Origin of the sequence: Halomonas sp. 25-S5 (assembly GCF_029889845.1) — a bacterium.
Lineage (GTDB): Bacteria > Pseudomonadota > Gammaproteobacteria > Pseudomonadales > Halomonadaceae > Halomonas.
In genome coordinates this window covers 37,955-64,160 of sequence record NZ_JARANV010000015.1, presented here as the reverse complement: position 1 = coordinate 64,160, position 26,206 = coordinate 37,955, and the positions used below count along the sequence as shown (strand labels likewise).

General features: G+C 67.9%; 24 protein-coding genes and 4 tRNA genes. 16 read left to right on the top strand and 12 right to left on the bottom strand.

Annotated elements, in window-relative coordinates:
• Window positions 1–3: 3 nt before the first annotated feature.
• The 3 genes from OP498_RS11775 to OP498_RS11765 form a co-directional block, all read right to left on the bottom strand.
• The gene (locus OP498_RS11775) at window positions 4–1,107 is read right to left on the bottom strand and encodes a DUF4236 domain-containing protein (RefSeq protein WP_280553650.1); all 1,104 of its coding nucleotides are present in this window, start codon (window positions 1,105–1,107) and stop codon (window positions 4–6) included.
• A 115-nt stretch (window positions 1,108–1,222) separates the two neighbouring features.
• Window positions 1,223–4,741: a DEAD/DEAH box helicase gene (locus OP498_RS11770; RefSeq protein WP_280553649.1), complete on the bottom strand. Its 3,519-nt coding sequence runs from the start codon at window positions 4,739–4,741 to the stop codon at window positions 1,223–1,225.
• Window positions 4,742–4,931: 190 nt separating this feature from the next.
• A tRNA-Ala gene (locus OP498_RS11765) sits at window positions 4,932–5,007 on the bottom strand.
• 227 nt (window positions 5,008–5,234) lie between these two features.
• On the opposite strand from OP498_RS11765, the gene uvrY reads away from it, so the two are divergent.
• The 8 genes from uvrY to nadB all read left to right on the top strand — a co-directional run bounded on the left by uvrY (window position 5,235) and on the right by nadB (window position 11,623).
• On the top strand, window positions 5,235–5,882 hold the full coding sequence (gene uvrY, locus OP498_RS11760; protein WP_280548175.1) for a UvrY/SirA/GacA family response regulator transcription factor: 648 nt from the start codon (window positions 5,235–5,237) through the stop codon (window positions 5,880–5,882).
• A 68-nt stretch (window positions 5,883–5,950) separates the two neighbouring features.
• A complete protein-coding gene (uvrC, locus tag OP498_RS11755; protein WP_280553648.1) occupies window positions 5,951–7,765 on the top strand; it encodes an excinuclease ABC subunit UvrC in 1,815 nt (604 codons plus the stop codon).
• A 66-nt stretch (window positions 7,766–7,831) separates the two neighbouring features.
• Window positions 7,832–8,383, top strand: coding sequence for a CDP-diacylglycerol--glycerol-3-phosphate 3-phosphatidyltransferase (pgsA, locus tag OP498_RS11750; RefSeq protein WP_280553647.1), 552 nt, complete (start codon window positions 7,832–7,834; stop codon window positions 8,381–8,383).
• Between the two features lie 61 nt (window positions 8,384–8,444).
• Window positions 8,445–8,519 (top strand) — tRNA-Gly (locus OP498_RS11745).
• Window positions 8,520–8,649: 130 nt separating this feature from the next.
• Window positions 8,650–8,723, top strand: a tRNA-Cys gene (locus OP498_RS11740).
• A gap of 33 nt (window positions 8,724–8,756) precedes the next feature.
• Window positions 8,757–8,843, top strand: a tRNA-Leu gene (locus OP498_RS11735).
• A 58-nt stretch (window positions 8,844–8,901) separates the two neighbouring features.
• Entirely contained in the window at window positions 8,902–10,062 is a 1,161-nt protein-coding gene (locus tag OP498_RS11730) for an FUSC family protein (protein ID WP_280553646.1), read from the top strand.
• Complete coding sequence (nadB, locus tag OP498_RS11725) at window positions 10,043–11,623, top strand: L-aspartate oxidase (protein WP_280553645.1); 1,581 nt, start codon at window positions 10,043–10,045, stop codon at window positions 11,621–11,623. The genes OP498_RS11730 and nadB overlap by 20 nt, the downstream gene beginning before the upstream one ends.
• Before the next feature lie 31 nt (window positions 11,624–11,654).
• Here the strand turns inward: nadB and OP498_RS11720 are convergent, their stop codons facing one another.
• Both OP498_RS11720 and OP498_RS11715 read right to left on the bottom strand, forming a co-directional pair.
• Window positions 11,655–11,963: a hypothetical protein gene (locus OP498_RS11720; RefSeq protein WP_280548180.1), complete on the bottom strand. Its 309-nt coding sequence runs from the start codon at window positions 11,961–11,963 to the stop codon at window positions 11,655–11,657.
• Between the two features lie 49 nt (window positions 11,964–12,012).
• Window positions 12,013–12,306, bottom strand: a complete 294-nt coding sequence (locus OP498_RS11715; RefSeq protein WP_280553644.1) for a succinate dehydrogenase assembly factor 2 — start codon at window positions 12,304–12,306, stop codon at window positions 12,013–12,015.
• Window positions 12,307–12,507: 201 nt separating this feature from the next.
• On the opposite strand from OP498_RS11715, the gene OP498_RS11710 reads away from it, so the two are divergent.
• From OP498_RS11710 to lapB, 3 genes are read left to right on the top strand one after another with little or no spacing between them, the layout of a single operon-like run.
• Window positions 12,508–12,804 carry an integration host factor subunit beta gene (locus OP498_RS11710; protein ID WP_040187190.1) on the top strand — a complete coding sequence of 99 codons (297 nt, stop codon included), beginning with the start codon at window positions 12,508–12,510 and terminating at the stop codon, window positions 12,802–12,804.
• A 50-nt stretch (window positions 12,805–12,854) separates the two neighbouring features.
• Window positions 12,855–13,160: a LapA family protein gene (locus tag OP498_RS11705; RefSeq protein WP_280548182.1), complete on the top strand. Its 306-nt coding sequence runs from the start codon at window positions 12,855–12,857 to the stop codon at window positions 13,158–13,160.
• 1 nt (window position 13,161) lies between these two features.
• Entirely contained in the window at window positions 13,162–14,346 is a 1,185-nt protein-coding gene (lapB, locus tag OP498_RS11700; RefSeq protein WP_280553642.1) for a lipopolysaccharide assembly protein LapB, read from the top strand.
• Between the two features lie 6 nt (window positions 14,347–14,352).
• Here lapB and pyrF read toward each other — a convergent pair whose 3' ends face one another.
• On the bottom strand, window positions 14,353–15,054 hold the full coding sequence (gene pyrF / locus OP498_RS11695; protein WP_280553640.1) for an orotidine-5'-phosphate decarboxylase: 702 nt from the start codon (window positions 15,052–15,054) through the stop codon (window positions 14,353–14,355).
• 214 nt (window positions 15,055–15,268) lie between these two features.
• Here pyrF and OP498_RS11690 point away from each other — a divergent pair, with 214 nt between their 5' ends.
• A complete protein-coding gene (locus tag OP498_RS11690; protein ID WP_280548185.1) occupies window positions 15,269–15,559 on the top strand; it encodes a ComEA family DNA-binding protein in 291 nt (96 codons plus the stop codon).
• Between the two features lie 74 nt (window positions 15,560–15,633).
• Here the strand turns inward: OP498_RS11690 and OP498_RS11685 are convergent, their stop codons facing one another.
• On the bottom strand, window positions 15,634–16,395 hold the full coding sequence (locus OP498_RS11685) for an SDR family oxidoreductase (protein ID WP_280553638.1): 762 nt from the start codon (window positions 16,393–16,395) through the stop codon (window positions 15,634–15,636).
• 216 nt (window positions 16,396–16,611) lie between these two features.
• Here OP498_RS11685 and OP498_RS11680 point away from each other — a divergent pair, with 216 nt between their 5' ends.
• The 4 genes from OP498_RS11680 (at window position 16,612) to OP498_RS11665 (ending at window position 20,323) form a co-directional block, all read left to right on the top strand.
• The gene (locus tag OP498_RS11680) at window positions 16,612–17,151 is read left to right on the top strand and encodes an FxsA family protein (RefSeq protein ID WP_280553637.1); all 540 of its coding nucleotides are present in this window, start codon (window positions 16,612–16,614) and stop codon (window positions 17,149–17,151) included.
• 211 nt (window positions 17,152–17,362) lie between these two features.
• On the top strand, window positions 17,363–17,656 hold the full coding sequence (locus OP498_RS11675) for a co-chaperone GroES (protein WP_280548188.1): 294 nt from the start codon (window positions 17,363–17,365) through the stop codon (window positions 17,654–17,656).
• 63 nt (window positions 17,657–17,719) lie between these two features.
• On the top strand, window positions 17,720–19,363 hold the full coding sequence (gene groL / locus OP498_RS11670) for a chaperonin GroEL (protein WP_280548189.1): 1,644 nt from the start codon (window positions 17,720–17,722) through the stop codon (window positions 19,361–19,363).
• 225 nt (window positions 19,364–19,588) lie between these two features.
• A complete protein-coding gene (locus OP498_RS11665) occupies window positions 19,589–20,323 on the top strand; it encodes an RNA methyltransferase (RefSeq protein ID WP_280553636.1) in 735 nt (244 codons plus the stop codon).
• Window positions 20,324–20,383: 60 nt separating this feature from the next.
• Here the strand turns inward: OP498_RS11665 and OP498_RS11660 are convergent, their stop codons facing one another.
• The 5 genes from OP498_RS11660 to OP498_RS11640 form a co-directional block, all read right to left on the bottom strand.
• Window positions 20,384–21,733 (bottom strand): Na+/H+ antiporter family protein, encoded by a 1,350-nt coding sequence (locus OP498_RS11660; RefSeq protein WP_280553635.1) that lies wholly within the window; start codon window positions 21,731–21,733, stop codon window positions 20,384–20,386.
• Between the two features lie 287 nt (window positions 21,734–22,020).
• Complete coding sequence (locus OP498_RS11655; protein WP_280553634.1) at window positions 22,021–23,040, bottom strand: DUF4105 domain-containing protein; 1,020 nt, start codon at window positions 23,038–23,040, stop codon at window positions 22,021–22,023.
• Window positions 23,041–23,122: 82 nt separating this feature from the next.
• Window positions 23,123–24,091 carry a branched-chain amino acid transaminase gene (locus OP498_RS11650; RefSeq protein ID WP_280548193.1) on the bottom strand — a complete coding sequence of 323 codons (969 nt, stop codon included), beginning with the start codon at window positions 24,089–24,091 and terminating at the stop codon, window positions 23,123–23,125.
• Window positions 24,092–24,136: 45 nt separating this feature from the next.
• Window positions 24,137–25,267 carry a class II histone deacetylase gene (locus OP498_RS11645; RefSeq protein WP_280553633.1) on the bottom strand — a complete coding sequence of 377 codons (1,131 nt, stop codon included), beginning with the start codon at window positions 25,265–25,267 and terminating at the stop codon, window positions 24,137–24,139.
• Window positions 25,264–26,205 carry an ornithine cyclodeaminase family protein gene (locus OP498_RS11640; RefSeq protein WP_280548195.1) on the bottom strand — a complete coding sequence of 314 codons (942 nt, stop codon included), beginning with the start codon at window positions 26,203–26,205 and terminating at the stop codon, window positions 25,264–25,266. Before OP498_RS11640 ends, OP498_RS11645 begins: the two co-directional genes overlap by 4 nt.
• Window position 26,206 lies beyond the last annotated feature (1 nt).

The following is a 26,206-nucleotide window of genomic DNA, read 5'->3' as shown; positions in this document are numbered from 1 at the left end:
GCGTCAGCGCCGGCGCCAGTCGAGCTCGAAGGGCGAGATATCGCGGAAGGTGCCGGACTGGGTCATCTCGCGCCGCAGGGGGAAGACCGCCAAGGCCTGGGCCGGGTCGAGTCGCGCCAGTCGGTCGAAGTCGACGCGCTCCCACGCCTCGCGGGTGACCTTGGCGCTGAAGAGGTGCTGGCCCCGAAGCTCACCGCTGGCCGGGTCCTTGACCCGGCGATAGCCGGAGAGCAGCACGCGTTCGATTCGCGGCAGCCGGGCGAAGACCGTGCCCAGCACGCGGAAAGCCACACCGTGCACGTGACGCCGATAGAGCTCGCGCTGCCGCGTGACGCCGAGCTTGCGCGGCGAGAGCTTGAGGCGCTTGGCGGGCATCGTCCAGTAGCGGTCGGGCAGCTCCTCTTCGCTCGGCAGATCGATGTCCAGGACAATGGTGCGACAGTCATCACTCAGGTCGAAGTCGACCAGCGTCTCACGCGGCCAGGCGAGCTCATCCAGCCGCTCGACCAGCGTCTGCTGCATGGCGTCGGGATCGTCCCAGGCCGCCACTTCTTCGCGCTGCTGACGCTCGAACTCGCGGGCATCGAACTCGGCCTTCTCCCATTCCCAGGCACGATAGGCCTGCGCATGCGATGCCTCGCGGCGCGCGTTCTCCCGATCGAGCCGTACCCGGGCAGCCGGCCAGAGGGCATGCCGCCAGTCGGGCTGTTCCAGGGTCACCGGCGAGGGGGGAGACACCGGGTAGCTGCGCGGCTGATAGCCGGCGGCCCCTGGTGGCGGCGTCTGCTCGTGCAGGCGGCCGAGCCGGTCGAGATCGGCATTAAGTTGTTCGCAGTGCGACTCGAGCGCTTCCCGGATCTTCGCCTCGCCATGGCGCCGCAGCGCTCGGGCCTCAGCGTCGGGGATCCGTCGGCCATCGGGATGCCGATAGCGGATCTCCCCGTTGGCGGCGATATCGAGCTGCACCGGAAGGCCTTCGGCCCCCTCACCAGTGGCCAGCTGCAGGCGAATGCCGGGCGGTCCGACCGAGTGCCCGGGACGCAGCTTGCAGGTAATGAGTCGCACACCGGGTGCGAGACGAATGTGACGCTGGAAGCGATACCCCACGATGGCCTCTCCCTGATGACCGGACCCGAGCTACAGGGTACTGCACTGTTCATCGTGCGTAACGGTGGATGTCGGCCAGGCACGCACTTAGCAACGAAGCCGGGGGCCTGACCTGCTACACCGCCGGCGCAAACAGCAGCGCCAGGTCCTCCTCGTCGAACAGCGGGCCGTCGCTCCTACGCTCGCTGCCGCTCTCCAGGATCGAGGCGGCGAGATCGGCCTTGCGCGCCTGCAGCTCAAGAATACGCTCCTCCACCGTGCCGGCGCACACCAGCTTGTAGACGAACACCGGGTTCTGCTGGCCCATGCGGTGGGCGCGACCTGTGGCCTGGGCCTCCACTGCCGGGTTCCACCAGGGGTCGTAGTGGATCACGGTATCCGCGGCAGTGAGGTTGAGGCCGGTCCCGCCGGCCTTGAGACTGATCAGAAACACCGGAATCTCGCCCTGCTGGAAGAGCGCCACCCGCTGAGTACGGGTCTTGCCCGGGGTGTCGCCGGTGAGGGAGGTGAAGGGAATGCCATCCTTCTCCAGGGCTTCGCCGATCAGTGCCAGCATCTCGGTGAACTGCGAGAAGACCAGGATGCGCCGCCCCTCCTCGATCAGCGGCGGCAGCAGCTCGCGCAGCTGCTCCAGCTTGGCCGAGCGCTTCGTCTGGCGCGCGCTCTCCAGCTTGACCAACCGCGGGTCGCAGCACACCTGGCGAAGCTTGAGCAGCGCATCGAGCATCACGATGCCGGAACCGGCCAGGCCGCGCTCGGCGATGGCCTGCTGGACCCGCTGATGCTGGGCCAGGCGCAGGCTCTCGTAGAGCTCGCGCTGGCTGCCGGCCAGGGTGATCTCGCGGCAACTCTCAGTCTTGTCGGGCAGCTCGGTGAGCACCTGCTGCTTGGTACGGCGCAGCATGAGCGGCGCGATGCGCCGCGAGAGACGCTGACTCAGCGCCACGTCGCCCTCCTTCTCGATGGGCGTGCGGAAATGCTGGCCGAACCACTGCTGGCTGCCCAGCGCCCCTGGCGCCACCGCATCGAGCTGGGCCCACAGCTCGCCCAGATGGTTCTCCAGCGGCGTACCGGTCATCGCCAGCGCCCGTTTCGCGTCGAGCTCGCGCACGGCGCGTGCGGTCTGACTGGCGGCGTTCTTGATCGCCTGGGCCTCATCCAGCACCAACAGGCCGAACGCCATCTCGCGCAGCCGCGCCACATCGCGAATCAGCAGCGGGTAGGTGGTCACCACCAGGTCGGCGTGAGGCAGCGCCTTCTCGATCTGATGCTGGCGCTGGGCCTTGCCGCCCTGCAGGGCCAGCACCTCCAGCCCCGGGGCGAAGCGCGCCGCCTCGGCGCACCAGTTGCCCACCAGGCTGGTCGGCGCCACCACCAGCACCGGCCCTTCCAGCGCGCCGCGGACACGCTCGTCGAGCAGATGCGCCAGCACCTGTACCGTCTTGCCCAGGCCCATGTCGTCGGCCAGGATGCCGCCGGTGCCGAGCTCGGAGAGAAAGCGCAGCCAGGCGATGCCGCGGGCCTGGTAGTCGCGTAGCTCGCCCATGAAGCCTGCCGGCGCCGGCAAGCTGGCCGGCAGTGCCTTGAGCCGCTGGGCCAGCGCCGCCACATCCTCGCGCCCCGCCCAGCGCTCGTGCTCGGCCAGCGGCGCGATCCGCTCGGCCGCGCTCACCGGCAGCTGCAGCGCCGCCTCAGGGTCACTCTCATCATTCAGCCAGTCGAGAATCGGCGCCATCAGCGACCGCAGCCGGGAAAGCGGCAATACCAAGCGGCGCTGGTCATCCAGTGCCAACGCCCAACTCGCCTCCTGGGGTTCGTCTCGCGGCGCTTCCAGCGGAAAATCCGGATCCTTGAGCAGATGGCGCAGGATCGGCAGGAGGTTCATGCGCTGGCCTTCTACCTCGATATCCAGCGCCAGATCGAACCAGCCGTTGCCGGCCGGTTCCAGTTCGCCGTGCCAGGCCTCCGGCTCGAGATAGCGCGGCTCCGGGGGGAACGCTTCTCTGAGCTCAACCAGGCAACCCGCCTCGCGCAGCCTGGCAAGCATCTCCCACCAGCCTTCTGTTCCTGCCAGATGGGTCGGCCACTCGGCGGCGCTGGCCGGCGGCTCGCCGCGGGTGGGCAGCAACAGCGACCAGGGCGGCAGATCCAGATAGGCCGGCACCGCCTCGATCTCATGCAACCGTTCCAGGGTCACCATGCCCGGTGGCAGGCCGTGAATCAGCGCCACCTCCGCCTCGGGATCGCGCTGGATGGTGAGCCGCTGGCCATCGCGAAAGGCCTGAGCGGTATCACCCGCCTCGGGGGCCACCTCAACGCCGTCGTAGTCGAAGCTCACGACCCCGGCACCTACACGGATCCAGCGCGGCAGTGGCACCCCGTCGCGGAAGCCCAGTTGCCCTTCCGCTACCCGCATGGTGACCTTGAGACGCGGTGAAACGTCCTCCAGGACGCGCTCCTCGACCCGCTTCGGCGCCGGCAACTGGCTAGCCAGCGCCGACGTCCCGCGCAGCCGCTCGCCCAACCACTCGCTCATCTCGGGCGGCAATGGCGGCGATCGACGCAGCCTCACCAGCAGCTCAGGGTCACCCTCCAGGCGGCCGAAACGGCCACGCTCGGAATCGAGATAGCAGAGCTCACGCCCTGCCCTGGCCATGATCGCATCCGCCGACAGCAGCCCCTCCGGATCGGTATCGGCCCGCAGGTGTTGCACGCCTTGAGCATCGGGTTGCCAGCTCGGCGCCAGCCGGCAGCCGGGGCCCGGCTCGAGCTGCTGGCCGGTCTGCTTGCGAAAGAACAGCAGCGGCGGCAACTCGCTGTCCAGCAGCGACCAGAGGGCGCGCGCCTGGAAGGCGTGCGATACCACCGCCCACTGGCGATGGTCACTTCCCCAGAGAGTGTCGATTTCACCGTGCAGCAGCAGGTCAAGCGCCTCTTCCTGCTCGGGGTTCCAACCAGCCTCGGGCGCTGGTACCAGCTCCCCCGCACTACGCGCCTCGATCACCCGCGGTGAAACCCACCCACTGCCGCGCTTGCTTTGACGCGAGGGGCGCAGCCACACCGGCAACACCTTGAGCACCGGCTCGATGGCAAAACGGGTCGAGGTATCCAGGAACAGCCCCAGCCGATACTCCTCACCGATACGCTCTCCGTCCAGTACAGGGCCTGGCGGGTTCTCCAACTGCGCCAACCAGGCCTCCCAGCTGCGCTCCAGCTTGTCACTATTGTCGGGAGTTCCGGCCGACTCGGGCAGCGCAGATTGCGCCGACGCTACGTCAGCCAGGGCTGCCGGCCCCTCACCCATCTCGTCCAGGAAGGTGTGGATCAGCGCCACCGCATGCTTGCAACCGACGCCGACCGGGCAGCTGCAGTCGCTAAAGAGCGCATCATCGGAAACGTCCACGTATATCGCCACTTCGGTATGGTAGGCCTGCTTCCGGCTGCCCATGACCTGTGCCGTCAGCACGATCATATCGGCGTCGAGCTCCAGGCCAAGGCCATCCATCACCCGGCCCTGCTTGGCATAGCGTCTGCCGCGCTCAAGGGCTCCAGGATCGAAAAAGCTCTGCCAGTCAGTCTGATAGAGAGCACGACACATCGTCATGGTGTGATCGGCAAGGCGGGAATCTGACACGGAGGCTCCTCGACGTGTTGATACAAGGATGCCATTTGACCGAACACGTCAGGCAATCGCAACAGGCCTCAGCGCTACCACCAAAATACCGGATGCCGCCTATCATCAGGCACCGCGTCACGAGCGAGGGCGGGCACACGAAAAAGCCGCCTAGCGGGGTGCGCTAAGCGGCTGATTCTAGATGTCTTGTTGGTGGAGCCTAGCGGGATCGAACCGCTGACCTCAACACTGCCAGTGTTGCGCTCTCCCAGCTGAGCTAAGGCCCCACGCCGCTCCCGCCTTGCGAGAACGAGGCAAATATTACGCAGTCCTAGCGGAAACGTCAACCTCAGGGGTACCAATTTCACTCTTCTGCCTCGTGCCAATTCCTCTTAGGGACGGGATGTGCCACCCTAACGGGACTGATTTCGTGCCGGCCGGCTTGTTGGCGACCTCTTCGCCAGGACCCGTCTCGGAACGGCACTCACCCACCACGTTTTCAGGAGCGTCTGCGTTGATCAGGGTTCTCGTCGCCGATGACCATCACCTGGTACGGATCAGCATCGCCCACCTGCTGAATGCCGAGCGTGGGATCCGCGTGGTCGGTGAAGCCGCCGATGGCGAGGAGGCCATCACCAAGGCGCGCAAGCTCGAACCGGACATCGTGTTGATGGATATCCGCATGCCGGGGATCGGCGGCCTGGAGGCTACCCGCAAGATAAACCGCTTCGCCAGCGACATCCGCATCCTGGTGTTGACGGCCTTCATCGAGGAGACCTTTGCCCAGCGCCTGCTCGAGGCCGGGGCCCATGGCTTCATCAGCAAGGGCTGCCAGCACGACGAGATGGTCGAGGCGATCCACTGCGTGTTCGGCGGCAAGCGCTATGTCAGCCCCGAGATCGCCCAGCGGCTGGTGCTGTCGCGCATCGATGCGACGGACAATCCCTTCGACCAGCTCTCCCAGCGCGAACTCCAGGTCGCGCTGATGGTCGTCAACTGCCAGCGCGTCGCCGACATCGCCGACCGCATGTTCTTAAGCCCCAAGACCGTCAACACCTATCGCTACCGGATCTTCGAGAAGCTCGGCGTGACCTCCGACGTGGAGCTGACCCACCTCGGCCTGCGCCACGGCCTGGTCGACGGCTTCAGCGACGCCGACTGAGCGCCTTGCCGAGGGTCCCGATCTGGTAGAATGGGGGTTCCGCTTCCCGTTCCCGGCACGCCGTTTCCATGAGCTTCGATTCCCGCGACTTCCTCGGCAGCGTCAGCGAATCCCCCGGGGTCTACCGCATGCTCGACGAGCACGGCGAGACCCTCTATGTCGGCAAGGCGCGTCGCCTCAAGGCACGCCTGGCGAGCTACTTTCGCGGGGCGCTCAACACCAAGACCCAGGCCCTGGTCGGCCGCATCGCCGATATCCAGGTGACGGTAACCAACAGCGAGACCGAGGCCCTGCTGCTCGAGCAGACGCTGATCAAGGAGCTGCGCCCGCCCTACAACATCCTGCTGCGCGACGACAAGTCCTACCCCTTCGTCTTCGTCACCGATCGCCACCCCTTCCCCGCCCTGGAGTACAAGCGCGCCCGGGTGCGCCGCGACGACGGCCGCTACCTCGGCCCCTACCCCAGCAGCGGCGCTGTGCGTGAGAGCCTGTCGCTGATGCAGAAGATCTTCCGTATCCGCAACTGCGAGGACAGCGTTTTCGCCCACCGCACCCGGCCCTGCCTGCAGTACCAGATCCAGCGTTGCAGCGCCCCCTGCGTGGGCCATATCAGCGAGGCGGACTATCGACGCGATCTGGAGCATGCGGTGATGTGCCTCGAGGGCAGGAGCGATGCGGTGACCCGCGAGCTGAGTGACGCCATGGAGGCCGCCAGCGCGCGCCTCGACTTCGAGGAAGCCGCCCGGCTGCGCGACCAGGTCCAGCACCTGCGCCAGATGCAGCAGCGCCAGTTCGTCGACACCGGCGGCGGCGATGCCGATGTCTTCGCCCTGGCCAGCCGCCCCGGGGCGCTGTGCATCTCGGTGCTCACGGTACGCCAGGGCCGCCTGCTGGGGGCCCGGCACCATGCCCCGGCCAACGGGCTCGACCTGGGCCCCGAGGCGCTGCTCGGCGATTTCATCAGCCAGTTCTACCTGGGCCAGGCAAGGGAGATTCCGACGGAGGTGATCACCAGCCACCCGGTACCGGATGCCGACCTGATCGCCCGGGCACTCGGCGAACGCGCCGGCAAGCGCATTCGCCTGACCGGCCAGGTCCGCGGCCATCGCGCCCAGTGGCGGGAGCTGGCCCGCACCAATGCCGAACAGCAACTGGCCAGCCAACTGGCCAGCCAGACCCAGCTCTCGAAGCGCTTCGCGGCCCTGCGCGAGGCCCTGAAACTCGAGGACACCCCCCGCCACCTGGAGTGCTTCGACATCAGCCACAGCCATGGCGAGGCCACGGTGGCCTCCTGCGTGGTGTTCGACGAGAACGGGCCGCGCAAGTCCGACTACCGGCGCTTCAACATTGAGGGCGTGGCCGCCGGCGACGACTATGCCGCCATGCGCCAGGCACTGACCCGCCGCTTCAAGCGGATCAAAGAGGGCGAAAGCGAACGCCCGGACATCCTGATCGTCGACGGCGGCAAGGGGCAGCTGAACATGGCCCGGGAGGTGTTCGCCGAACTGGGCGTCAGCGGCGTCACCCTGCTCGGCGTGGCCAAGGGCACCACGCGCAAGGCGGGGCTCGAGACGCTGTTCGTCGAGACCGTCGATCGCCGCCTGGACCTCGACGGCGCCTCGTCGGCCCTGCACCTGATCCAGCACATTCGCGACGAGTCGCACCGCTTCGCCATCGCCGGCCATCGGGCACGGCGCGACAAGACGCGGCGCACGTCCACCCTGCAGGACATTCCGGGCGTGGGGCCGCGCCGCCGACGCGAGCTGCTGCGCTTCTTCGGCGGCCTGCAGGGGGTCAGGCAGGCCAGCCGCGAGGAGCTGGCCCGGGTCCCCGGCATCAGCGCCACAATGGCCGAGACGATTCATCGCGCCCTGCATGGATGAGTTGGGCCCCGACGGATAGAATGAGGGGGTTTCCGGTATCTCCCAAGGCAAGGACTGCACCTCGCGATGAACATACCCAACCTGCTCACCCTGGCCAGAATCCTCTTCATTCCGCTGTTGGTGGTGCTGTTCTACTTGCCCTTCGCCTGGAGCATGCCACTGGCCGCCACCCTGTTCGCGCTGGCCGCGGTGACCGACTGGCTCGACGGCTACTTGGCCCGGCGCTGGGATCAATCCACGCCCTTCGGCGCCTTCCTCGACCCGGTGGCCGACAAGCTGATGGTGGCCGTGGCCCTGGCCCTGCTGATCGAGCGCTACGAGGCCATCTGGCTGACCCTGCCGGCACTGGTGATCATCGGCCGCGAGATCGTCATCTCGGCCCTGCGCGAGTGGATGGCCGAGATGGGCAAGCGCGGCCAGGTGGCGGTCTCGTGGATCGGCAAGGTCAAGACCACCCTGCAGATGGTCGCCCTGCTGGTGCTGTTGGCCTTCACCCCCGGCACTCCCCTGGCCCTGCTGGGCGTGGCGACCCTCTATCTGGCGGCGCTGCTGACCCTGTGGTCGATGTTCCTCTACCTCAAGTCGGCATGGCCGCACCTGAGCAGCTCGATGCGCTGAGGGGGTGGCGAAAAGTGTTTGACAGTCACCGACTTATCCGTATAATTCGCTCTCGAGTCAGGCGGGAATAGCTCAGTGGTAGAGCATCGCCTTGCCAAGGCGAGGGTCGCGAGTTCGAATCTCGTTTCCCGCTCCAGACTCGAAGAAGTAACAAGAGTCAATGCGTGCGACTGCGAGGGTCGCGAGCCGGTGCGCCGGTCCGACTGATGGCAGCCCCATCGAATCTCGTTTCCCGCTCCATTCCCCACGAATGGCACGACTCATGAGGCTGGATGGCAGAGTGGTTATGCAGCGGACTGCAACTCCGTGCACGCCGGTTCGATTCCGACTCCAGCCTCCATCATCCCCCTAGCTGCCCGCTCGGAACCGTGCCGCCCGGATGGCGAAATTGGTAGACGCAAGGGACTTAAAATCCCTCGGTGGCAACACCGTGCCGGTTCGAGCCCGGCTCCGGGCACCAGATTTCCCGCACCCTTCCGGCAAGCGTCGGGCGCGACCCTCAAACGGGACGCCATGACATGATTCTGCCGCGCCTGCGCGACCCCTACGTCAATTACCAGCATCGGCGCAAGCTGCATGTGCTGCGCATCATGCTGGCCCTGTGCCTCACCTTCGCCGTCATCGAGTTCTTTGCCATCCAGCACAGTGGCTGGGCGCTGGTCAGCACCATCATGGTGATGGGCAACCTGCCGCACATCGGCGGCGTGCTCGACAAGGGGCGCCAGCGCCTGCTGGGCACCCTGCTCGGTGCCGGCTGGGGCCTGCTGCTGATCCTGCTGCCGCTGCCCTGGCCGCCCCTCGTCCCCCTCGCTACCCTCGCCGGCATCGCCACCGCCACCTGGCTGACCTTCAGCAACCGGCACGGCTACAGTGGCCTGATGTTCACGATCAGCCTGCTGCTGGTGGTCGGCGACGGCACCCAGGAACTCGATATCGCCCTGTGGCGCGCCTTCGACGTACTGCTCGGCACCCTGGTGGGCATCGCCGTCACGGTGCTGGTACTGCCGCAGAAAGCCACCGACATGATGCGCTTCATGCTGGCCGACAACCTGGACCGCATGGCCCGCCTCTACCAGGCCCATACCTCGGCCACGGCAGCCCCCGACATCGATGCCCGCGAGCTGCTCAAGGCCACCAGCAGCCTGCTGGTCAAGCAGCGAGGCCTGGTGGATGCCATCCATCGCGAGCGACGGCTGAGCCGCCACGAGCTGGACGACCTGATCTCGCTACAGCGGCGCATGCTCTCCACCATCGAGCTGCTGCTCGAGACCCACTGGACCAGCCGCGACGGGCACGAGCGCATCGACGCCATGAGCGGACTCCGCGAGGAGCAGCACACCCTGGCCCGCGGCATCGGCACCCTGGCCTTCCAGGTGCGCACCGGCCAGCCGGTCGACGTGACCATCACGCCCTTCGAGCTGCAGCGCCACGCCGAACTGGCCGGCAATGCCCGGTCTGGCGATGGCCGCATGCTCTTCAGCCCCAGTGGCTACCTGTGGCTCAATCGGGAACTGGCGCGCCTGACCGCCGACCTCACCCAGCGTCTGGGCGGCCTCGAGCGCCTTCCCAGCCGGCGGCTGCGTCGCCGGGCGCCCCACCACGGTCTCACCGAGGATCCCTCGGCCATCGCGCGAGCCCCAACGCAAGAAGGAAAGGCAGATGACAGACGGCAAGCATGAGGTGCTGGTCATCGGCGGCGGGGTCGCCGGGCTGGTGCTGGCACTGGAAGTGGCCGACCATCGCCGGGTCACGCTGCTGCGCCCGACCAGCGACGACCAGGGCGCCAGCCGCTGGGCCCAGGGCGGCATCGCCGCCGTGCTCTCCCCCCAGGACGACATCGAGGCCCATGTGGCCGACACCCTGGTGGCGGGTGATGGCCTGTGCGACGAGCGGGCGGTGCGCTTCACCGTGGAGCAGGGGCCGTCCGCCATCGAGTGGCTGCTGTCACTGGGCGTGCCCTTCACGCCGGACGCGAGTGCCGATGCCGGCTATCCCTACCACCTCACCCGCGAGGGCGGCCATGGCGCACGACGCATCATCCACGCCGACGATGCCACCGGCCGCGCCGTGGTCGAGACCCTGCGGCAGCACGTGGACGCCCACCCCGGGATCACGCTGCGCGGCGACCTCACCGCCATCGGCCTGATCGGCGACGGCGAGGACCACTGCCGTGGGGCACGCTGCCTGGACGCCGCTGGCCGGCTGCATGAACTGCTGGCCGAGGACACCGTGCTCGCCACCGGCGGGGCCAGCGGCCTCTATCGCCATACCACCAGCCCTCAGCCGGCCAGCGGCGAGGGCATGATGATGGCCGCCGAACTCGGCGCCGAACTGATGAACCTGGAGTTCCAGCAGTTCCACCCCACCTGCCTCTATGACCCCGAGGGCCCCGCCTTCCTGGTCAGCGAGGCGGTTCGTGGCGAGGGCGGGCTGCTGATCGACGCCGCGGGCGAGCGCTTCATGCCGGCGGTGGATTCCCGGGCCGAGCTGGCGCCCCGCGACATCGTGGCCCGGGCCATCGATGCCCAGATGCAGCGCACCGGCAGCGACCATGTCTACCTGGACATCCGCCACCTCGGCGAAGCCGCCATCCGCCACCACTTCCCGACCATCCACGCCCACTGCGCCAGTCGCGGGCTCGACATCGTGCACCAGCCGATCCCGGTGGTGCCGGCCGCCCACTACAGCTGCGGCGGAATCACCACCGATCTCGCGGGCGCCACCACGGTCCCGCGGCTGCACGCCATCGGCGAGGTGGCCTGCACCGGCCTGCACGGGGCCAACCGCATGGCCAGCAATTCCCTGCTGGAGTGCCTGGTCTACGCCCGCAGCTGTGCACGACGGCTGCGCAGCGCCGAACCGCCGCCGGGTGCCGAGCCGACCCCGGCATACTGGGGCCAGCAGCGGGTCTCATTGGACGACATCGAGGAGATCCGCGAGACGATGCGCCAACTGATGAGTGCCCGCGTGGCCATCGTGCGCACCGACCAGGGGCTGGCCGTGGCCGCCCGCGGCCTCGCGCAGCTGCATCGGCGTCTCGCCCCCCGGATGAGGGACGCCGCGCCCTCGGTACCCCTGGCGAACCTCTGGCATGCGCTGCGCCTGGCGCGCCTCAGCGTGGCCTGCGCCCGCGCAAGGCGCGAGTCCCGCGGCCTGCACTTCAACCCGGATTGCCCGATCCACGGCGACGCGACCCCGCAACCCTCGCGGATCCGGCTGCAGGCCCTGGAGGCGATCTGATCCCGCGACCCTTGAGCGGTGGTCGGGGCCTTCAGGGCAGCGGCAGCAACTCCCGGCGCAGGCGACGCAGCGACTCGGTGTCGCTGCTGTCGGGCCACAGCCACAGGCGCCTCCCCTCGACCCTGAGCCCGATCAGCCAGGGACCGAGGTAGTCGCAACGCAGGCTCACCGGGCGCCAGGCCCGGGCGGCGCTGTCGCGCCAGGACCAGTCCACGCCACCCGCCGCCTTCGGCGTGCCACGCAGCTCGCCACGCGGGCGCTGCCTGGCCAGCGTGACCAGCACCCCACCCAGCGCCACCGCCGCGAGCCCACCGGCCCAAGACGGTGCTACCGTTGCCACCAGACCGGCAACCGCCGCAGCCGAGAGCCCATGCGCGGCCAGCGACAGCCTAGAGGTTGCGATAGCGATCGTTGTCGGTGGTCTCGGCATGCTCGACGATCAATTTGACGATGCGCCGCCGCGCCGGGTCCTCGGGCCACTCGCGGCGCATCAGCCAGGCGAACAGGTCCTGATCCTCCTCCTCGATCAGTGACCGGAAGGCCGCCTGGTCCGCCTCGTCCAGATCGCCATAGCACTGCTCGAGGAAGGGAATCAGCAGCAGGTCCAGTTCCCACATGCCGCGACGCGAGTGCCAGTAGAGGCGCTTGCGCAGTGTCGCTTCCGGTGACGAATCGTCGTTCAAGATCGGCCTCGTTGAGTCGGATGAGTGTCGCGCCAGTATACCCGAGCCCCGCCCCGCCGGCAGCCCGCCGGCCCTTCACTCCCTGCCAACGCGAGAAAAGGTCGTAGTGCGTTGTTTTATCGAGACTTGCACAGTATGCTTTGGAAAAACAACAACGCCGGGATCGCGTCGACCCAGGCAGGACCGCATGGAGTAGAGCCAATGACCAAGTCCGAACTGATCGAACAGATCGCCATGCGACAGCCGGAGCTGTCGGTCAAGGAGGTCGAGGCGGCGGTACGCCTGATCCTCGACGACATCACCGACACCCTGGCCGAGGGGGGACGCGTGGAGATCCGCGGCTTCGGCAGCTTCTCGCTGCACTATCGGGAGCCCCGGGTGGGTCGCAACCCCAAGACGGGGGAACCTGTCGCACTCGACGGCAAGTTCGTGCCACACTTCAAGCCCGGCAAGGAGCTGCGCGAACAGGTGGATGCCAGCCGCGCGCTCGGCTACTAAGCGGCGCCCCGCGACGCCGTCTCTCCTTCAACCGACATGGGAACAAGCACATGCGTTGGCTAAAAGGCCTGATCCTGGCCATCATCCTGCTGGCGGTGCTGCTGATCGGCATCCTCTTTGCCGTCAACAACCAGCAGGCCCTGCCCCTCAACCTGATCTGGATCGAGCTGCCTGCCGTCTCGCTCTCCGTCTGGCTGCTGGCCTCGCTGGCCATGGGCGTGCTGCTGGGCATGCTCGCCATGAGCGGCGTCTACCTGCGCCTGCGCACCCTGCTGACCCGCGCCCAACGGCACAACCAGCAGCAGCGCAAGGAGCTCGACCGCCTGCGCGTCCAGGAGATGAAGGAACTCCCCTAGAATGCCCGATGTTTTCCTGCTGGCCCTGCTGGTGGTGGCCGTCGCCATCGGCTGGTGGCTGGGCCGCCGGGAGCGCCAGGGCACCGGCAGGACATCACAGCCGCCGGCGCTGGCACGGGACTACTTCGTCGGCCTCAACTACCTGCTCAATGATCAGCAGGACCGGGCCATCGAGACCTTCATCGGCGCGCTGGAAGTCAACAGCGACACCATCGAGACCCACCTGGCGCTGGGCAACCTCTTCCGCACCCGGGGCGAGGCCGACCGTGCGCTGAAGATCCACCAGAACCTGCTCGCCCGGCCGACACTGACCGCCGGGCAGAGCGACAGGGTCCAGCTCGAGCTCTCCCGCGACTTCCTCGCCCTGGGACTGCTCGACCGCGCCGAGCGCCTGCTGCAGGGCCTGGTGCGCGACAGCCAGGATGACGAGCTGCGCGATGCGGCCAGGCGGCTGCTGGTCGACCTGCTGGAACGGGAGGGCGAATGGCAGGCCGCGCTGGATATCGCCCTGCCCAGGCTGGTCCGCCAGCACGACGACATCCGCCGCGCGGCGGCGCACTGGCTCTGCGAGCTGGCCGAACAGGAGCGTCATTCGGCCAGCCCCGCGCTGGCCAGGCGCCACCTGCGCCAGGCACTGGCCACCGATCCGCAATGCGTGCGCGCCAACCTGCTGCTGGCCGCCATGGAGCACGATACCGGGCAGTACAAGGCCTCCATCCGGCTGCTCAGGCGGATTCCCGACCAGGACCCCGCCTTCACCCCCACCATCCTCGAGCCCCTGGCCCGCGCCTACCAGCTGCTGGATGACGAGGAGGGCCTGATCCGCTGCCTGCAGGAGCTTCTCGAGCAGGCACCCTGCACCAGCGTGATCATCCGCCTGGCCGAGACGTTGCGCCACCATCACGGCGATGACCGGGAGGCCCTGGTGCTGGTCACCGAGCAGCTCGACCATGCCCCGAGCCTGGGCGCAATGCACTACCTGCTAACCCTCTACCGGCACAACGACAGCGGCGAGGAGGACGAGCGCCTCGCGCTGCTGCAGCGCCACACCCAGACCCTGGTCCAGGCCATGCCCCGGCACCGCTGCCGTCGCTGCGGCTTCTCTGGTGAACGGCTGCATTGGCAGTGCCCCCGCTGTCGCAACTGGGGCACCACCAAGCCAATCACCGGCATCGAGAGCCAGTAGCCGCGCTCAGCCGCCGGAAAGCTCGCTCTCGATGGCGGCCAGGGCGGCCATTGGCTCCTCCGCCTGGGTCACCGGGCGTCCCACCACCAGGTGGGTACTGCCGGCCGCCATGGCATCGGCCGGGGTCATGATGCGACGCTGGTCATCCGCTACGGCGAAGCTCGGCCGGATGCCCGGGGTCACCTTGAGAAAGTCGCGGCCGCAAAGCTCATGCAGGCGCGACGCCTCCCGTGCCGAGCAGACCACCCCGTCCATGCCGCTGTCTCGGGCCAGCACGGCCAGGCGCTCGACCTGGTCAGCAGGCGACGCCTCGATGCCCACCTCCGCCAGGTCGGCGGCCTCCATGCTGGTCAGTACCGTCACCGCGATCAGCCGGGTCGCCAGCCCTTGACGGTCCAGGCGCTCGCGGGCCGCCTCCATCATCCGTCGGCCACCGCCGGCATGGACATTGACCATCCATACGCCCTGCTCGGCGGCGGCCTGGATCGCCCCGGCCACGGTGTGGGGAATGTCGTGGAACTTGAGATCCAGGAACACCTCGAAGCCGCGGCCGTGCAGGGCATCGAGCACCTCGGGCCCGCTGCGGGTGAAGAGCTCCTTACCCACCTTGAGCCGGCACCGCGCCGGATCGAGGCGATCGGCCATGCACAGGGCGGCATCCAGGGAGGCATAGTCGAGAGCGATGATCAGGGGCGAAGCGGTGGGCACAGGCAGACTCCTGGCGGGACGGGTGATCGGCCCAGTATATCAGCCATGGCCTACGGCGCATGTCCGCAAAGTCGCCGAGGCGCCTTCGGCAATCGCTGACATGAAATGACCGCATTCGATGACACGAACTCTGCCACGAACCCACTAGCTTGAAAGGGGCAGGCCGGCGCTCCGCGGTGTCGGCCGCGATTACCCAGGAACAAGGAGAGTGATCATGAACACCGCCATCAAGCGACGCCTGACCGGCCTGCTGCTAGTCATGCTGCTGAGCCTCGCCACCTTCACTGCCGGCCAGGCCCTGGCCCAGGAGATGGAACCGATCAACGTCAACAGTGCCGGCGCCGAGCTGCTCGCCGAGTTGCCCGGCATCGGGGAGACGCGCGCAACCGCGATCGTCGAGGACCGGGAAGCGAACGGCCCCTACGCGAGCGCCGAGGAGATGACGCGGGTCAGCGGCATCGGCGAGGCAACCGTGGAGGGGCTCGCCGACCAGGTGACCTTCTGACCAGACCTGCGTCTGTTGGCGCCGACGACGCCGGCCGCACGGCCGGCGTCACCCTCTCAACCTAAAATGGTCGGCTAGAGCCGCAAGCCACCGTCACACTCGACCACGCGACCGGTGAAGTAGTCGTTGGTCATGATGAAGGCCACGCTCTCGGCGATGTCCTCGGGCTGGCCGAGCCGTCCGAGGGGCACCCCTGCCGTCAGCTTGTCGAGCATGTCCTCGCGCATTGCCGTGGTCATGTCCGTCTCGATGAAGCCCGGCGCCACCGCCCCGACGCGAATGCCGTAGCGTGCCAGTTCCGATGCCCAGGTCGTGGTCAGCGCCACCACCCCGGCCTTGGCCGCGGCATAGTTGCTCTGGCCCATGTTGCCGGCCCGCGAGATGCTCGAGATATTGACGATGACGCCGCGGTGGCCCGCCTCGATCATCTGTACCGATGCCTCGCGCCCGCACAGGAAGACGCCCGTCAGGTTGACGTCGATCACCTGCTGCCACTGCTCCAGCGGCAGGGTCTTCTCCACCTTACCATCCCGGGCCTTGACGAGCAGGCCGTCGCGGACGATGCCTGCGTTGTTGACCAGGCCGTGGATCGGACCCAGCGATGACGCGATGTCACGGAACGCCTGTGTCACCGACGCCTCGTCGGCCACGTCGACCACAAAGCCGCGGGCCTCGATCCCGTCGGCGTGCAGGGCGGAGACGGCATGGTCCAGGGCATCGCCGTCCATGTCCATCAGGGCGAGCCTCGCCCCCTGACCACCGAGCCGCCGAGCCATGGCCAGGCCGAGACCGCGGGCGCCGCCGGTGATGGCGATAACGGTATTGTCGAGTTTCATGGGCGCTTCTCCAAGGGATGGGAAATCGCGTTGTCGGCGCGCTTGCCGGGCAATCGCCGGCTCGGGGACCGGCAGTTGACCCTTATTATGATGCGCTGCACCATTACCATAGCGAATCATGGAAAGATATTCCATCACTCCCGCGCCCCACGGCGATGGCTTGAATTCCCCTGCCCCGCCCCCATCACCTGCGCAACGGTCATACGCGGAGTCATCATGCCCTTTCTCGTCATCTTCACCCTCTTCGCCCTGCTCGACTTCGTCATCCTGTTCTCGGTCGGCAGCCAGATCGGGCTGCTGAGCACCTTGCTGCTGGTCCTCGCCACCGGTTTCATCGGCCTGCACATGATCCGCCGAGAAGGCGTGGCCACCTTCGCCCGTGCCCAGGAGCGCATGGCCCAGGGGGAGATTCCCTCGGGCGAGCTTATGACCGGGGCAGCACTGATCTTCGGTGGAGCGCTGCTAATGGCACCCGGCTTCCTGTCCGACGCGCTGGGCTTCATGTGCTTGATCCCCAATGCGCGGCGTCTGCTGGCCAGGCTGCTGGGCTGGGTGGGCGTACGCATGAAGGGCCTGCACCTGCATGCCCGGACCTACCGCCCACGCCAGGGCACCGATGCCGACTGGCAGCAGGCCGGCCCGCGCCGGGAATCCCGCGAGGAGCGGGGCGCTGACGAGCAGAACGAAGAGCCGCACGGCGACCGACCGGACGCGCCCCTGGAAGGCGAGTTCATCTCGCGTGACGACTCGCGGTGAGCGGGGCGCAAAAAATTTTCACGCGGGGCCTTGAAAGCCCAATGCCGAGCCCCACTTAACCGACAGCATCAGGATTCGGCACGGGGGTAACCCCCGAGCCATCGACAAGGAAGGCGAACCCCGCCTTCACCCCGCAGCATGATGGCGGGTCGATGATGAAAACCGCCCGGGCAATGCTCGGGCACAGCAAACCATCAGGAGAACGTGAGCAATGAACATCCGTCCCTTGCACGATCGCGTCGTGATCCGTCGCGTTGAAGAAGAACAGAAGACCGCTGGCGGCATCGTGCTTCCGGGAAACGCCCAGGAAAAGCCGACGCGTGGCGAAGTCCTGGCCGTCGGTAACGGCCGGATCCTCGATAACGGCGACGTCCGCCCGCTCGACGTCAAGGTCAGTGACACCGTGATCTTCAAGGATGGCTTCGGCGTCGAGAAGCAGAAGATCGACGGCGAGGAAGTACTGATCATGAGCGAGTCCGACATCCTGGCCGTCGTCGAAGGCTGACCCCGGACACGACCCGCAACTGCTCGATACTGACGTTCACGAACTCACAGGAAGCATACGAAAATGGCAGCAAAACAAGTCAAGTTCTCCGATGATGCACGCAAGCGCATGGCACGCGGCGTCGACCTCCTGGCCAACTCCGTCAAGGTCACCCTGGGGCCGAAGGGCCGCAACGTGGTGCTGGAGAAGTCCTTCGGTGCACCGACCGTGACCAAGGATGGCGTCTCCGTGGCCAAGGAGATCGAGCTCAAGGACAGGTTCGAGAACATGGGCGCCCAGATGGTCAAGGAAGTCGCTTCCAAGACCTCCGATGTGGCCGGCGACGGTACCACCACTGCCACCGTGCTGGCGCAGACCATCGTCACTGAGGGCATGAAGGCGGTGACCGCGGGCATGAACCCGATGGACCTCAAGCGCGGCATCGACCAGGCCGTAGCCGCCGCCGTCGAGGGCGTCCAGGAGCTGTCCGTGCCCTGCACCGACTCCAAGGCCATCGCCCAGGTCGGCACCATCTCCGCCAACGGCGACAAGCGCATCGGCGAGATCATCGCCGACGCCATGGAGAAGGTCGGCAAGGAAGGCGTGATCACCGTCGACGAGGGTCGTGGCTTCGAGGACGAGCTGGATGTCGTCGAGGGCATGCAGTTCGACCGTGGCTACCTGTCGCCCTACTTCGTCACCAACCAGGACACCATGGCGGTCGAGCTGGAAGACCCCTACATCCTGCTGGTCGACAAGAAGATCTCCAACATCCGCGAGCTGCTGCCGACGTTGGAAGCCGTGGCCAAGGCGGGCAAGCCGCTGGTGATCATCGCCGAGGACATCGAGGGCGAGGCGCTGGCTACCCTGGTGGTCAACACCATGCGTGGCATCGTCAAGGTCGCGGCCGCCAAGGCGCCGGGCTTCGGTGACCGTCGCAAGGCCATGCTGCAGGACATCGCCATCCTCACTGGCGGTACCGTGATCTCCGAGGAGGTCGGCCTGACCCTCGAGCAGGCGACCCTGGACCACCTGGGCACCGCCAAGCGCGTGACCATGTCCAAGGAGAACACCACCCTCATCGATGGCGCCGGCCAGGACGGTGACATCGAGGCGCGCGTCGGCCAGATCCGCGCGCAGATCGAGGAGACCTCCTCCGACTACGATCGCGAGAAGCTCCAGGAGCGCGTCGCCAAGCTCGCCGGCGGTGTCGCCGTCATCCGTGTCGGTGCCGCCACCGAGATCGAGATGAAGGAGAAGAAGGCCCGCGTCGAGGACGCCCTGCACTCCACGCGCGCCGCCGTCGAGGAAGGCGTGGTGCCCGGGGGCGGCACGGCCCTGGTGCGCGTGCTGACCAAGCTGGCCGGCCTCAAGGGTGACAACGAGGACCAGAACCACGGCATCGCCCTGGCGCTGCGCGCCATGGAAACCCCACTGCGCCAGATCGTCACCAACGCCGGTCAGGAAGCCTCCGTCATCCTCAACAAGGTGAAGGAAGGTGAAGGCAACTACGGCTACAACGCCCAGACCGGCGAGTTCGGCGACATGTTCGAGATGGGCGTGCTGGACCCGGCCAAGGTAACCCGCTCTGCCCTGCAGTCCGCTGGTTCCGTTGCCGGCCTCATGATCACCACCGAAGCCATGATCGCCGACGACCCGGACGAGAAGGAAGCCGCGCCGGACATGGGCGGCATGGGTGGTATGGGTGGTATGGGCGGCATGATGTAAACCAGCCCCCTGCCCCAGGCACTGCCTGATCGAGACCCCCGCCGGGAGACCGGCGGGGGTCTCTTTAGCTATAAGCCATAAGCCTTAAGCTGGAAGACAATCTTGACCGGACCACGACTCGGGCGAATGACTCGAGCCCGAGGGGTTCTTACAGCTTATAGCTTACGGCTTACAGCTTTCCGCCCAATCAGTACACTACGCGCTCATCTCGCATAGAGCCGACTCATGCTGTCCAATATCCGCATCGTCCTCGTCCAGACCTACCACCCCGGCAATATCGGCGCCTCGGCCCGGGCCATGAAGACCATGGGCCTGACCGACCTGGTGCTGGTCAACCCCCGGCAGTTCCCCGACCCCGAGGCCTCGCGATTGGCCGCGGGCGCCGAGGACCTGGTCGACAGCGCCCGGGTGGTCGGCTCGCTGACGGAGGCGGTAAGCGACTGCGTCCAGGTCGTCGGGGCCAGCGCGCGGCTGCGCAGCCTGCCGCTGCCCCACTTCGACGAGCCCGACGAGATGGCCCGGGCACTGGTGGCGCAGGCCAGCCAGGATCCGGTGGCGCTGGTCTTCGGCCGCGAGCGCTTCGGCCTGACCAACGACGAGATCCGCTGCTGCAGCCACCAGGTGAGCATCCCCGCCAATCCCGACTACGGCATCCTCAACCTCTCCCAGGCGGTACAGGTCCTGGCCCACGAGCTGTTCACCGCCTGGCGGCGCCGCCCCGACAGCGGCTACCGCTCACCGCGGCCGGCGCAGGAGCGCCAGCCCTCACGCGAGCAGCTCGGCCATTTCCAGACGCACCTCTCGCGGGTGATGCAACGCAGCGGCTTCATCAACCAACCCCACGCCCACACCGAGGCCCAGCTCGAAGCCCTGTTCGCCCGCGCCCGACCGAATCGCAAGGAACTCTCGCTGCTGCGCGGCCTGCTCGCCTCCCTGGAAAGTCACCTGCCCAATGCGTGACGGGCAGAAACGACGACGGCGGCCTCCGGGCCGCCGTCGTCGTTCTCGCAGGGAGCGCGATCAGAGGGTCATCGCCGCCAGCCAGCCGAAGGCGATCAGCGGGATGTTGTAGTGCAGGAAGGTCGGCACCACGCTGTCCCAGATGTGGTCGTGCTGGCGGTCGACGTTGAGGCCCGAGGTCGGCCCCAGGGTGGAGTCCGAGGCGGGCGAGCCGGCGTCACCCAGCGCCGCGGCAGTCCCCACCAGCGCCACCGTGGCCAGCGGCGAGAAGCCGAACTGCACCGCCAGGGGCACGAAGATCGCCGCGATGATGGGGATGGTGGAGAACGACGAGCCGATGCCCAGAGTGATGAACAGCCCCACCAGCAGCATCAGCAGTGCCGCCAGGCCGCGGTTGTCGCCAATCACCTCGACGCTTGCGGCCACCAGAGTCTCGATCTGCCCGGTGGCGGTCATCACCGCGGCGAAGCCCGAGGCCGAGATCATGATGAAGCCGATCAGCGCCATCATGCGCATACCGCTGGTGAAGAGGTCGTCGGCTTCGCGCCATTTGAAGATGCCACCCACCGACAGCAGCGCGAAGCCCACCAGGCCGCCGAGGATCATCGAGCCGGTATACAGCTGGATGCCCAGCGCGGCGGCGATCGCCACCAGCGACATCACCAGCCCCAGGGCGTGCGGCTCGTGGGTTTCCGGGTGGTGGTGCGGCACGTTGCTGGTGGCCACGTCCAGCGCCTGGTAATCCCGTGGCCGACGGTAGCTGATGAACACCGCCACCAGCAGGCCCAGCGCCATGCCGGCCACCGGCACGCCCATGGCCAGGGGCACCATGCCGCGGCTGATCTCCAGCCCCAGGGATTCGCCGGCCTGGTTGATGTTGGCCAGCAGGATGTCATTGAGGAAGATCGCCCCGAAGCCCACCGGCAGCAGCATGTAGGGGGCGGTCAGGCCGAAGGTCAGGGCACAGGCCACGGCCCGGCGATCCAGGCGCAGTTGGTTCATCACCTTGAGCAGCGGCGGGATGAGGATCGGGATGAAGGCGATGTGCACCGGAATCAGGTTCTGGGAGGAGATCGAGACCAGCAGCACCGTGCCGAGCAGCAGATACTTCACGGTGGCCTGGCGACTCGCCGAGGCCTCCTGGCCGAGCAGTCGGATCAGCCGGTGCGCCAGCAGGTCCGGCAGCCCGGAGCGCGAGATCGCCACCGCGAAGGCCCCGAGGGTGGCGTAGGCCAGCGCGACCTTGGCGCCCCCGCCCACGCCGTCGTTGAAGGCCGCCAGGGTCGCCTCGATGGAGAGCCCGCCGACCAGCCCCCCGACCAGCGCACCGACCACCAGCGCAAAGACCACCGAGACCCGTGCCAGCGACAGGCCCACCATCACCAGCACCGCAATGATTACTGCATTCATGACAGCTTTCCCGAAAAAAGAGTTGGATTGAGACGAAACGGCGCAGGATTCTACCAGAAGGCGGCCTGGCCTGCCGGCGCGCCGCGTCCGGGATGTCATGCAACCGTCACCCGGCCATCACACCGCTGTCACGGGGATCAGCGATAACGTGGGAGACAGGCAAGGGACACTGCCGGGCACGTCGCCAGGGACGCGTGGGGGCTTGGAGGCCCCCCAGGGAGAAAGGCATCGGGACGATGTCCAGGGAGGAGAGACATGCCGCCACGACGTCCGCGTCGTGGCGTTTTTCATGGGCGGCGGTCAGGCGACGTCCAGCCGGGAACCCCCTGGCGTATCCGGTGGGAGAAATCGGGGGCGTCATGGGCCTGCCTGGCGCGCTCGGTGATATCCCCCAGACGGCGCAGCTCGTGCAGGGTATAGCCGTCCACCAGGCCGCCATGGTCATGGATGTAGCCCGGCAGCAGGCCGCTGAGCAGCAGGCGATGGTCCAGCGGCAGTCCCTCGATGATCCGGCGCATCATGGCGAACATCAGGGTGGTGCAGTTGGCGGTGATGGTGTGGTAGAAGCGCGGCTCACGCTCCAGATCGTTGGCCGCCGCCACCAGGGCCAGCAGCAGGTCGCGACGGGCGTCGGGCGAGAGGGTGACATGGTAGAGGGTGACCCGCTCGCCCCGCACGTTGCTGCGCAGGCGTACCGCGTCGCGCTCGTCGGCCGCGATGATCGCCAGTTCGTACTGCTTGAAGAAGCCGCCGATCTCCGAGAAGCGCTCGTGGCGCTCGCGCCGCACCTCCACCGAGAAGGCCACGAAGTCCTCCTCGGCCGCCCCCTCGGCGGAAAAGCCGAAGGAGACCAGCACATGGGCGATACCCGGCCGGCCCCAACTCGAGACGAACAGGTCCACCGAGTCCAGCCGACGCAGGTCGTAGACGCGCTGCTCCCAGCCCCCGCGGGCATCGTCCGGGGTCTGCCAGTCGAAATGGCGTACCCGGTGCAGGGTCAGCCGCTGCCCCTCGACGTCCCCCGTCGCCAGGTAGGCGACATCCTCGGCCCACACCAGGTCCTTCGCCGGGGTCAGGCGCCGCCACCAGGCCAGCAGCGCCGTCATCTGCACCGCCATGGCGGCAAGCGGCCCCAGCCGTGGGCCCTGCCAGGCCAGCCATAGCCAGACACCCCCCGCCAGCAGCCAGAGCCCCACCACCAGCCACCGCGCGTGCCGTGGGAGCGCCAGGCGATGGCCCAGGGCCAGCGCCCCCCAGAGGGTCGCGAGCAGCAGCGCCAGGCACAGGATGTCATCCAGCAGGGCCATGATCATCGTCGTCCTTGCGAGCGGGATAGCGCGAGGCTACCACGACCGACAGGGCCGGATGCCAACCTGGGCGGCCGGCGCCTCAGACGCCGGTCAGCCAGCCAGCGAAGCCCTGCAGGTCATCACCGAGCTCGCCCCGGGTGACCCGGTGGTAGAGCCGCTGCAGCCGGGCGGTCAGCGACGCCTCGGTGATCGGCCGATCCGGCGGCGGGGCCCCGGCCCGGGCGCCGATATGCCGACCATCGAGCTCGCGCAACGGCAACAACTCGGCCGCGGTGCCGGTGACGAAGGCCTCGTCGGCGATGTAGAGCTCGTCGCGGGTGATGCGCCGCTCGCGCACCTCGATACCCAACACCTCACGTGCCAGACGAATCACGCTGTCGCGGGTAATGCCCTGCAGGCAGGAGGTCACCTCCGGGGTATGCAGCACGCCGTCGCGCAGCAGGAAGACATTGGCTGCCGAAGCCTCGGCGACATAGCCTTCCGGATCGAGCATGATCGTCTCATCGAAACCCGCCTTCACGGCGGTGTTGAGCGCCAGCATCGAGTTGACATAGTGGCCGTTGGTCTTGGACCGACAGAGGCTGATATTGACATGGTGGCGCGCCCAGGAGGAGGTCAGCGCCCGCAGGCCGATCGATGCCGCTTCCGGCGAGATGTAGTCGCCCAGGTCCCAGGCGGCGATCATCACGTGCACGGTCAGCCCCCTGGCGCGCAGCCCCAGGCCCTCGGCACCGAGGTAGACCGTTGGCTTGAGATAGGCGTTGGCCAGGCCGTTGCGCTCCAGGCACTGACGTTGGGCCTGGATCAGCGCCTCGTCATCGAAAGATAACGGTATATCCAGGGCGTGGGCGCTATCCAGTAGCCGGCGGGTGTGCTCCTCCACCCGGAACAGGTGCGTGCCACGCGGGCCAGCGTAGGCCCGCACGCCCTCGAAGCAGCCCATGCCGTAGTGCAGGGTATGGGTCAGCATATGCGTGCGGGCGTCGCGCCACGGCAGCCACTCGCCGTCATGCCAGAGCCAGCCGTCGCGATCATAGAGCGGTGTCATGGGCCTGGGTTCCTGTTGTGAAGAAATCGGTCATCGAAAACGGGCTCAGAGCCGGCCGGCCGCGGCCCAGGCCGCGCGCCAGCCGTCGATCAGCTCGCGTTGGTGGGGCTGCAGGGCCTGATAGGGCCAGGCGGCGATCTCCTCGTCCTGGGGGTCGGGCACCGTGATGTCGCTGTCGGCAAGGGCCTGGACGACCGCGTGGCCGCACAGCGGAACATAGCCTTCCGAATAACCGCCCTCGTGGACCATCACCAGCCGCCCCTGGCCGCTACGTTCGGCCAGCGCGCGGACCTGGCGGGTCATGCGCGCGAAGGCCGTACTGTTGAGCAGCATCTTGCCCAGCGGATCCTTGGCGCAGGCGTCATAGCCGCAGGCGACCACGATCAGCTCGGGCGCGAAGGCCTCGATCGCCGGCAGCACCAGCTCGGTCATGGCGTGATCGTAGGCCCCGAGGCCGCAGCCGGGCGGCAGCGGCAGGTTGAGGCAGGCGCCTTCGCCGACCCCCTCCCCCTGCTCCGCGAACGTGCCGGTGTCCAGCGGGTAGTTGCCCGCTTGGTGGATCGAGACCGTGAACACGTCGGGGTCTGCGTAGAACGCCGCCTGCTGGCCGTTGCCGTGGTGCACGTCCCAGTCGAGGATCGCCACGCGTCTCACCTGGCCCAGGGCACGCGCCCGCATCACGGCAACCGGGATGTTGCCGAGCAGACAGAAGCCCCGCCCGCGGTCGGCCTCTGCGTGGTGCCCGGGGGGACGACACAACGCATAGGCGCGCGCCAGCTCCCCGCTGGCCACGGCCTGCACCGCGGCGATGGCCAGGCCCGCCGACTGGCGAGCGGCGGCCAGGCTGCCGGGCGTGAAGGGGGCACAGTCGCCCCCGTCGCCACCGCGGCCCCGATCGCCGGCCGCCAGCGCCGCCAGGTAGCGGGCAGAATGGAAGCGTTCGAGATCCTCGCGGTGGGCAGGCGGCGGCTTGCGCACCGCCAGCTCGTCGATCAGGCCGGAGACCTCCAGCAGGTTCTTCAGCCGCCGCTTGCTCTCGGCGCTCTCCGAGGCCGGCTGCGGCTGCAGGAACTCGCCGGGGGCCGAGAAGACCCCGATGGCGCCCGGGTCGTGCCAGAAGCAGCGCTCATGCCAGAAGAAGCCTGCGGCCGGCGCTCCGGTGCGAGCCACCGTCATTCGCGGACCTCCTGGCGCTCCCAGACCTCGATGGCCGCGGCCAGGTCCTCCAGCGAAGCGCCCACCGACTTGAACAGCGTGATGGCATCGGCCGAGGAGCGTCCCGTCCGCTCGCCGCGCAGCAGCTCGGCGAGCTCGCCACGGATGGCGTCGAAGGCAAAGCGCCCCTCGTCGACGGCCTGCAGGATGTCGCCCGCCTCGCCCCGCGCCCCGGCATAGGTGTCGACGAACACCTCGCTGCGGGCCAGACACTCGGCGTCGGTCTCGCGCATGGTCGGCCGGAAGGCACCGATCAGGTCGAGGTGGGTGCCGGGCGCGAGCCAGTCACCGCGAATCAGCGGCTCACTGGAAAGCGTCACGCAGCTGATGATATCCGCCTCGCGGGTCGCCGCCTCGAGGTCAGTGACCGCGGCGCTGTCGAAGCGGTCGGCATAGTCGGCGGCCAGCCGCTCGGCCTTGGCGGGGTTGCGCCCCCAGACCCGCACCCGGGTGATGGGCCGTACCGCGGCATGCGCCTCGATCACCATGGGCGCCAGCTTGCCGGTGCCCACCACCAGCAGGGTCGCGGCATCGTCCCGGGCCAGTTCCCGGGCCGCCAGGGCCGAGGCCGCCGCGGTGCGCCGCCGGGTCAGTTCGCTGCCGTCGATGCAGGCCAGGGGACGCCCATGGGCACCCTCGCTGAGCAGATAGACGCCGGCAATGGCCGGGAGCCCATGGTCGGCGTTCTGCGGGAAGACGTTGACCATCTTCACGCCGATGTAGCCGGCCCGCTCCCAGGCCGGCATCAGCAGCATGGTGGCCTCGCCATCGGGGCGATGCATGGCGTGGTGATGTCGCGGCGGCGACTCCACCCCCTCGCGGAAGGTGGTGGCCAGCCGCTCGACCAGCGCCGGCCAGGCCAGCGAGGCCGACACCTGCTCGGCAGTGATGATGCGCATC

Coding starts and splice junctions, on each gene's coding strand:
- nadB (WP_280553645.1), top strand. CDS start 10,043: ATGACAGACGGCAAGCATGAGGTGCTGGTCATCGGCGGCGGGGTCGCC.
- groL (WP_280548189.1), top strand. CDS start 17,720: ATGGCAGCAAAACAAGTCAAGTTCTCCGATGATGCACGCAAGCGCATG.
- OP498_RS11705 (WP_280548182.1), top strand. CDS start 12,855: ATGCGTTGGCTAAAAGGCCTGATCCTGGCCATCATCCTGCTGGCGGTG.
- OP498_RS11685 (WP_280553638.1), bottom strand. CDS start 16,395: ATGAAACTCGACAATACCGTTATCGCCATCACCGGCGGCGCCCGCGGT.
- OP498_RS11665 (WP_280553636.1), top strand. CDS start 19,589: ATGCTGTCCAATATCCGCATCGTCCTCGTCCAGACCTACCACCCCGGC.
- OP498_RS11730 (WP_280553646.1), top strand. CDS start 8,902: ATGATTCTGCCGCGCCTGCGCGACCCCTACGTCAATTACCAGCATCGG.
- OP498_RS11650 (WP_280548193.1), bottom strand. CDS start 24,091: ATGACACCGCTCTATGATCGCGACGGCTGGCTCTGGCATGACGGCGAG.
- OP498_RS11655 (WP_280553634.1), bottom strand. CDS start 23,040: ATGGCCCTGCTGGATGACATCCTGTGCCTGGCGCTGCTGCTCGCGACC.
- lapB (WP_280553642.1), top strand. CDS start 13,162: ATGCCCGATGTTTTCCTGCTGGCCCTGCTGGTGGTGGCCGTCGCCATC.
- OP498_RS11690 (WP_280548185.1), top strand. CDS start 15,269: ATGAACACCGCCATCAAGCGACGCCTGACCGGCCTGCTGCTAGTCATG.
- OP498_RS11660 (WP_280553635.1), bottom strand. CDS start 21,733: ATGAATGCAGTAATCATTGCGGTGCTGGTGATGGTGGGCCTGTCGCTG.
- pgsA (WP_280553647.1), top strand. CDS start 7,832: ATGAACATACCCAACCTGCTCACCCTGGCCAGAATCCTCTTCATTCCG.
- OP498_RS11675 (WP_280548188.1), top strand. CDS start 17,363: ATGAACATCCGTCCCTTGCACGATCGCGTCGTGATCCGTCGCGTTGAA.
- OP498_RS11680 (WP_280553637.1), top strand. CDS start 16,612: ATGCCCTTTCTCGTCATCTTCACCCTCTTCGCCCTGCTCGACTTCGTC.
- OP498_RS11640 (WP_280548195.1), bottom strand. CDS start 26,205: ATGCGCATCATCACTGCCGAGCAGGTGTCGGCCTCGCTGGCCTGGCCG.
- OP498_RS11645 (WP_280553633.1), bottom strand. CDS start 25,267: ATGACGGTGGCTCGCACCGGAGCGCCGGCCGCAGGCTTCTTCTGGCAT.
- uvrC (WP_280553648.1), top strand. CDS start 5,951: ATGAGCTTCGATTCCCGCGACTTCCTCGGCAGCGTCAGCGAATCCCCC.
- OP498_RS11710 (WP_040187190.1), top strand. CDS start 12,508: ATGACCAAGTCCGAACTGATCGAACAGATCGCCATGCGACAGCCGGAG.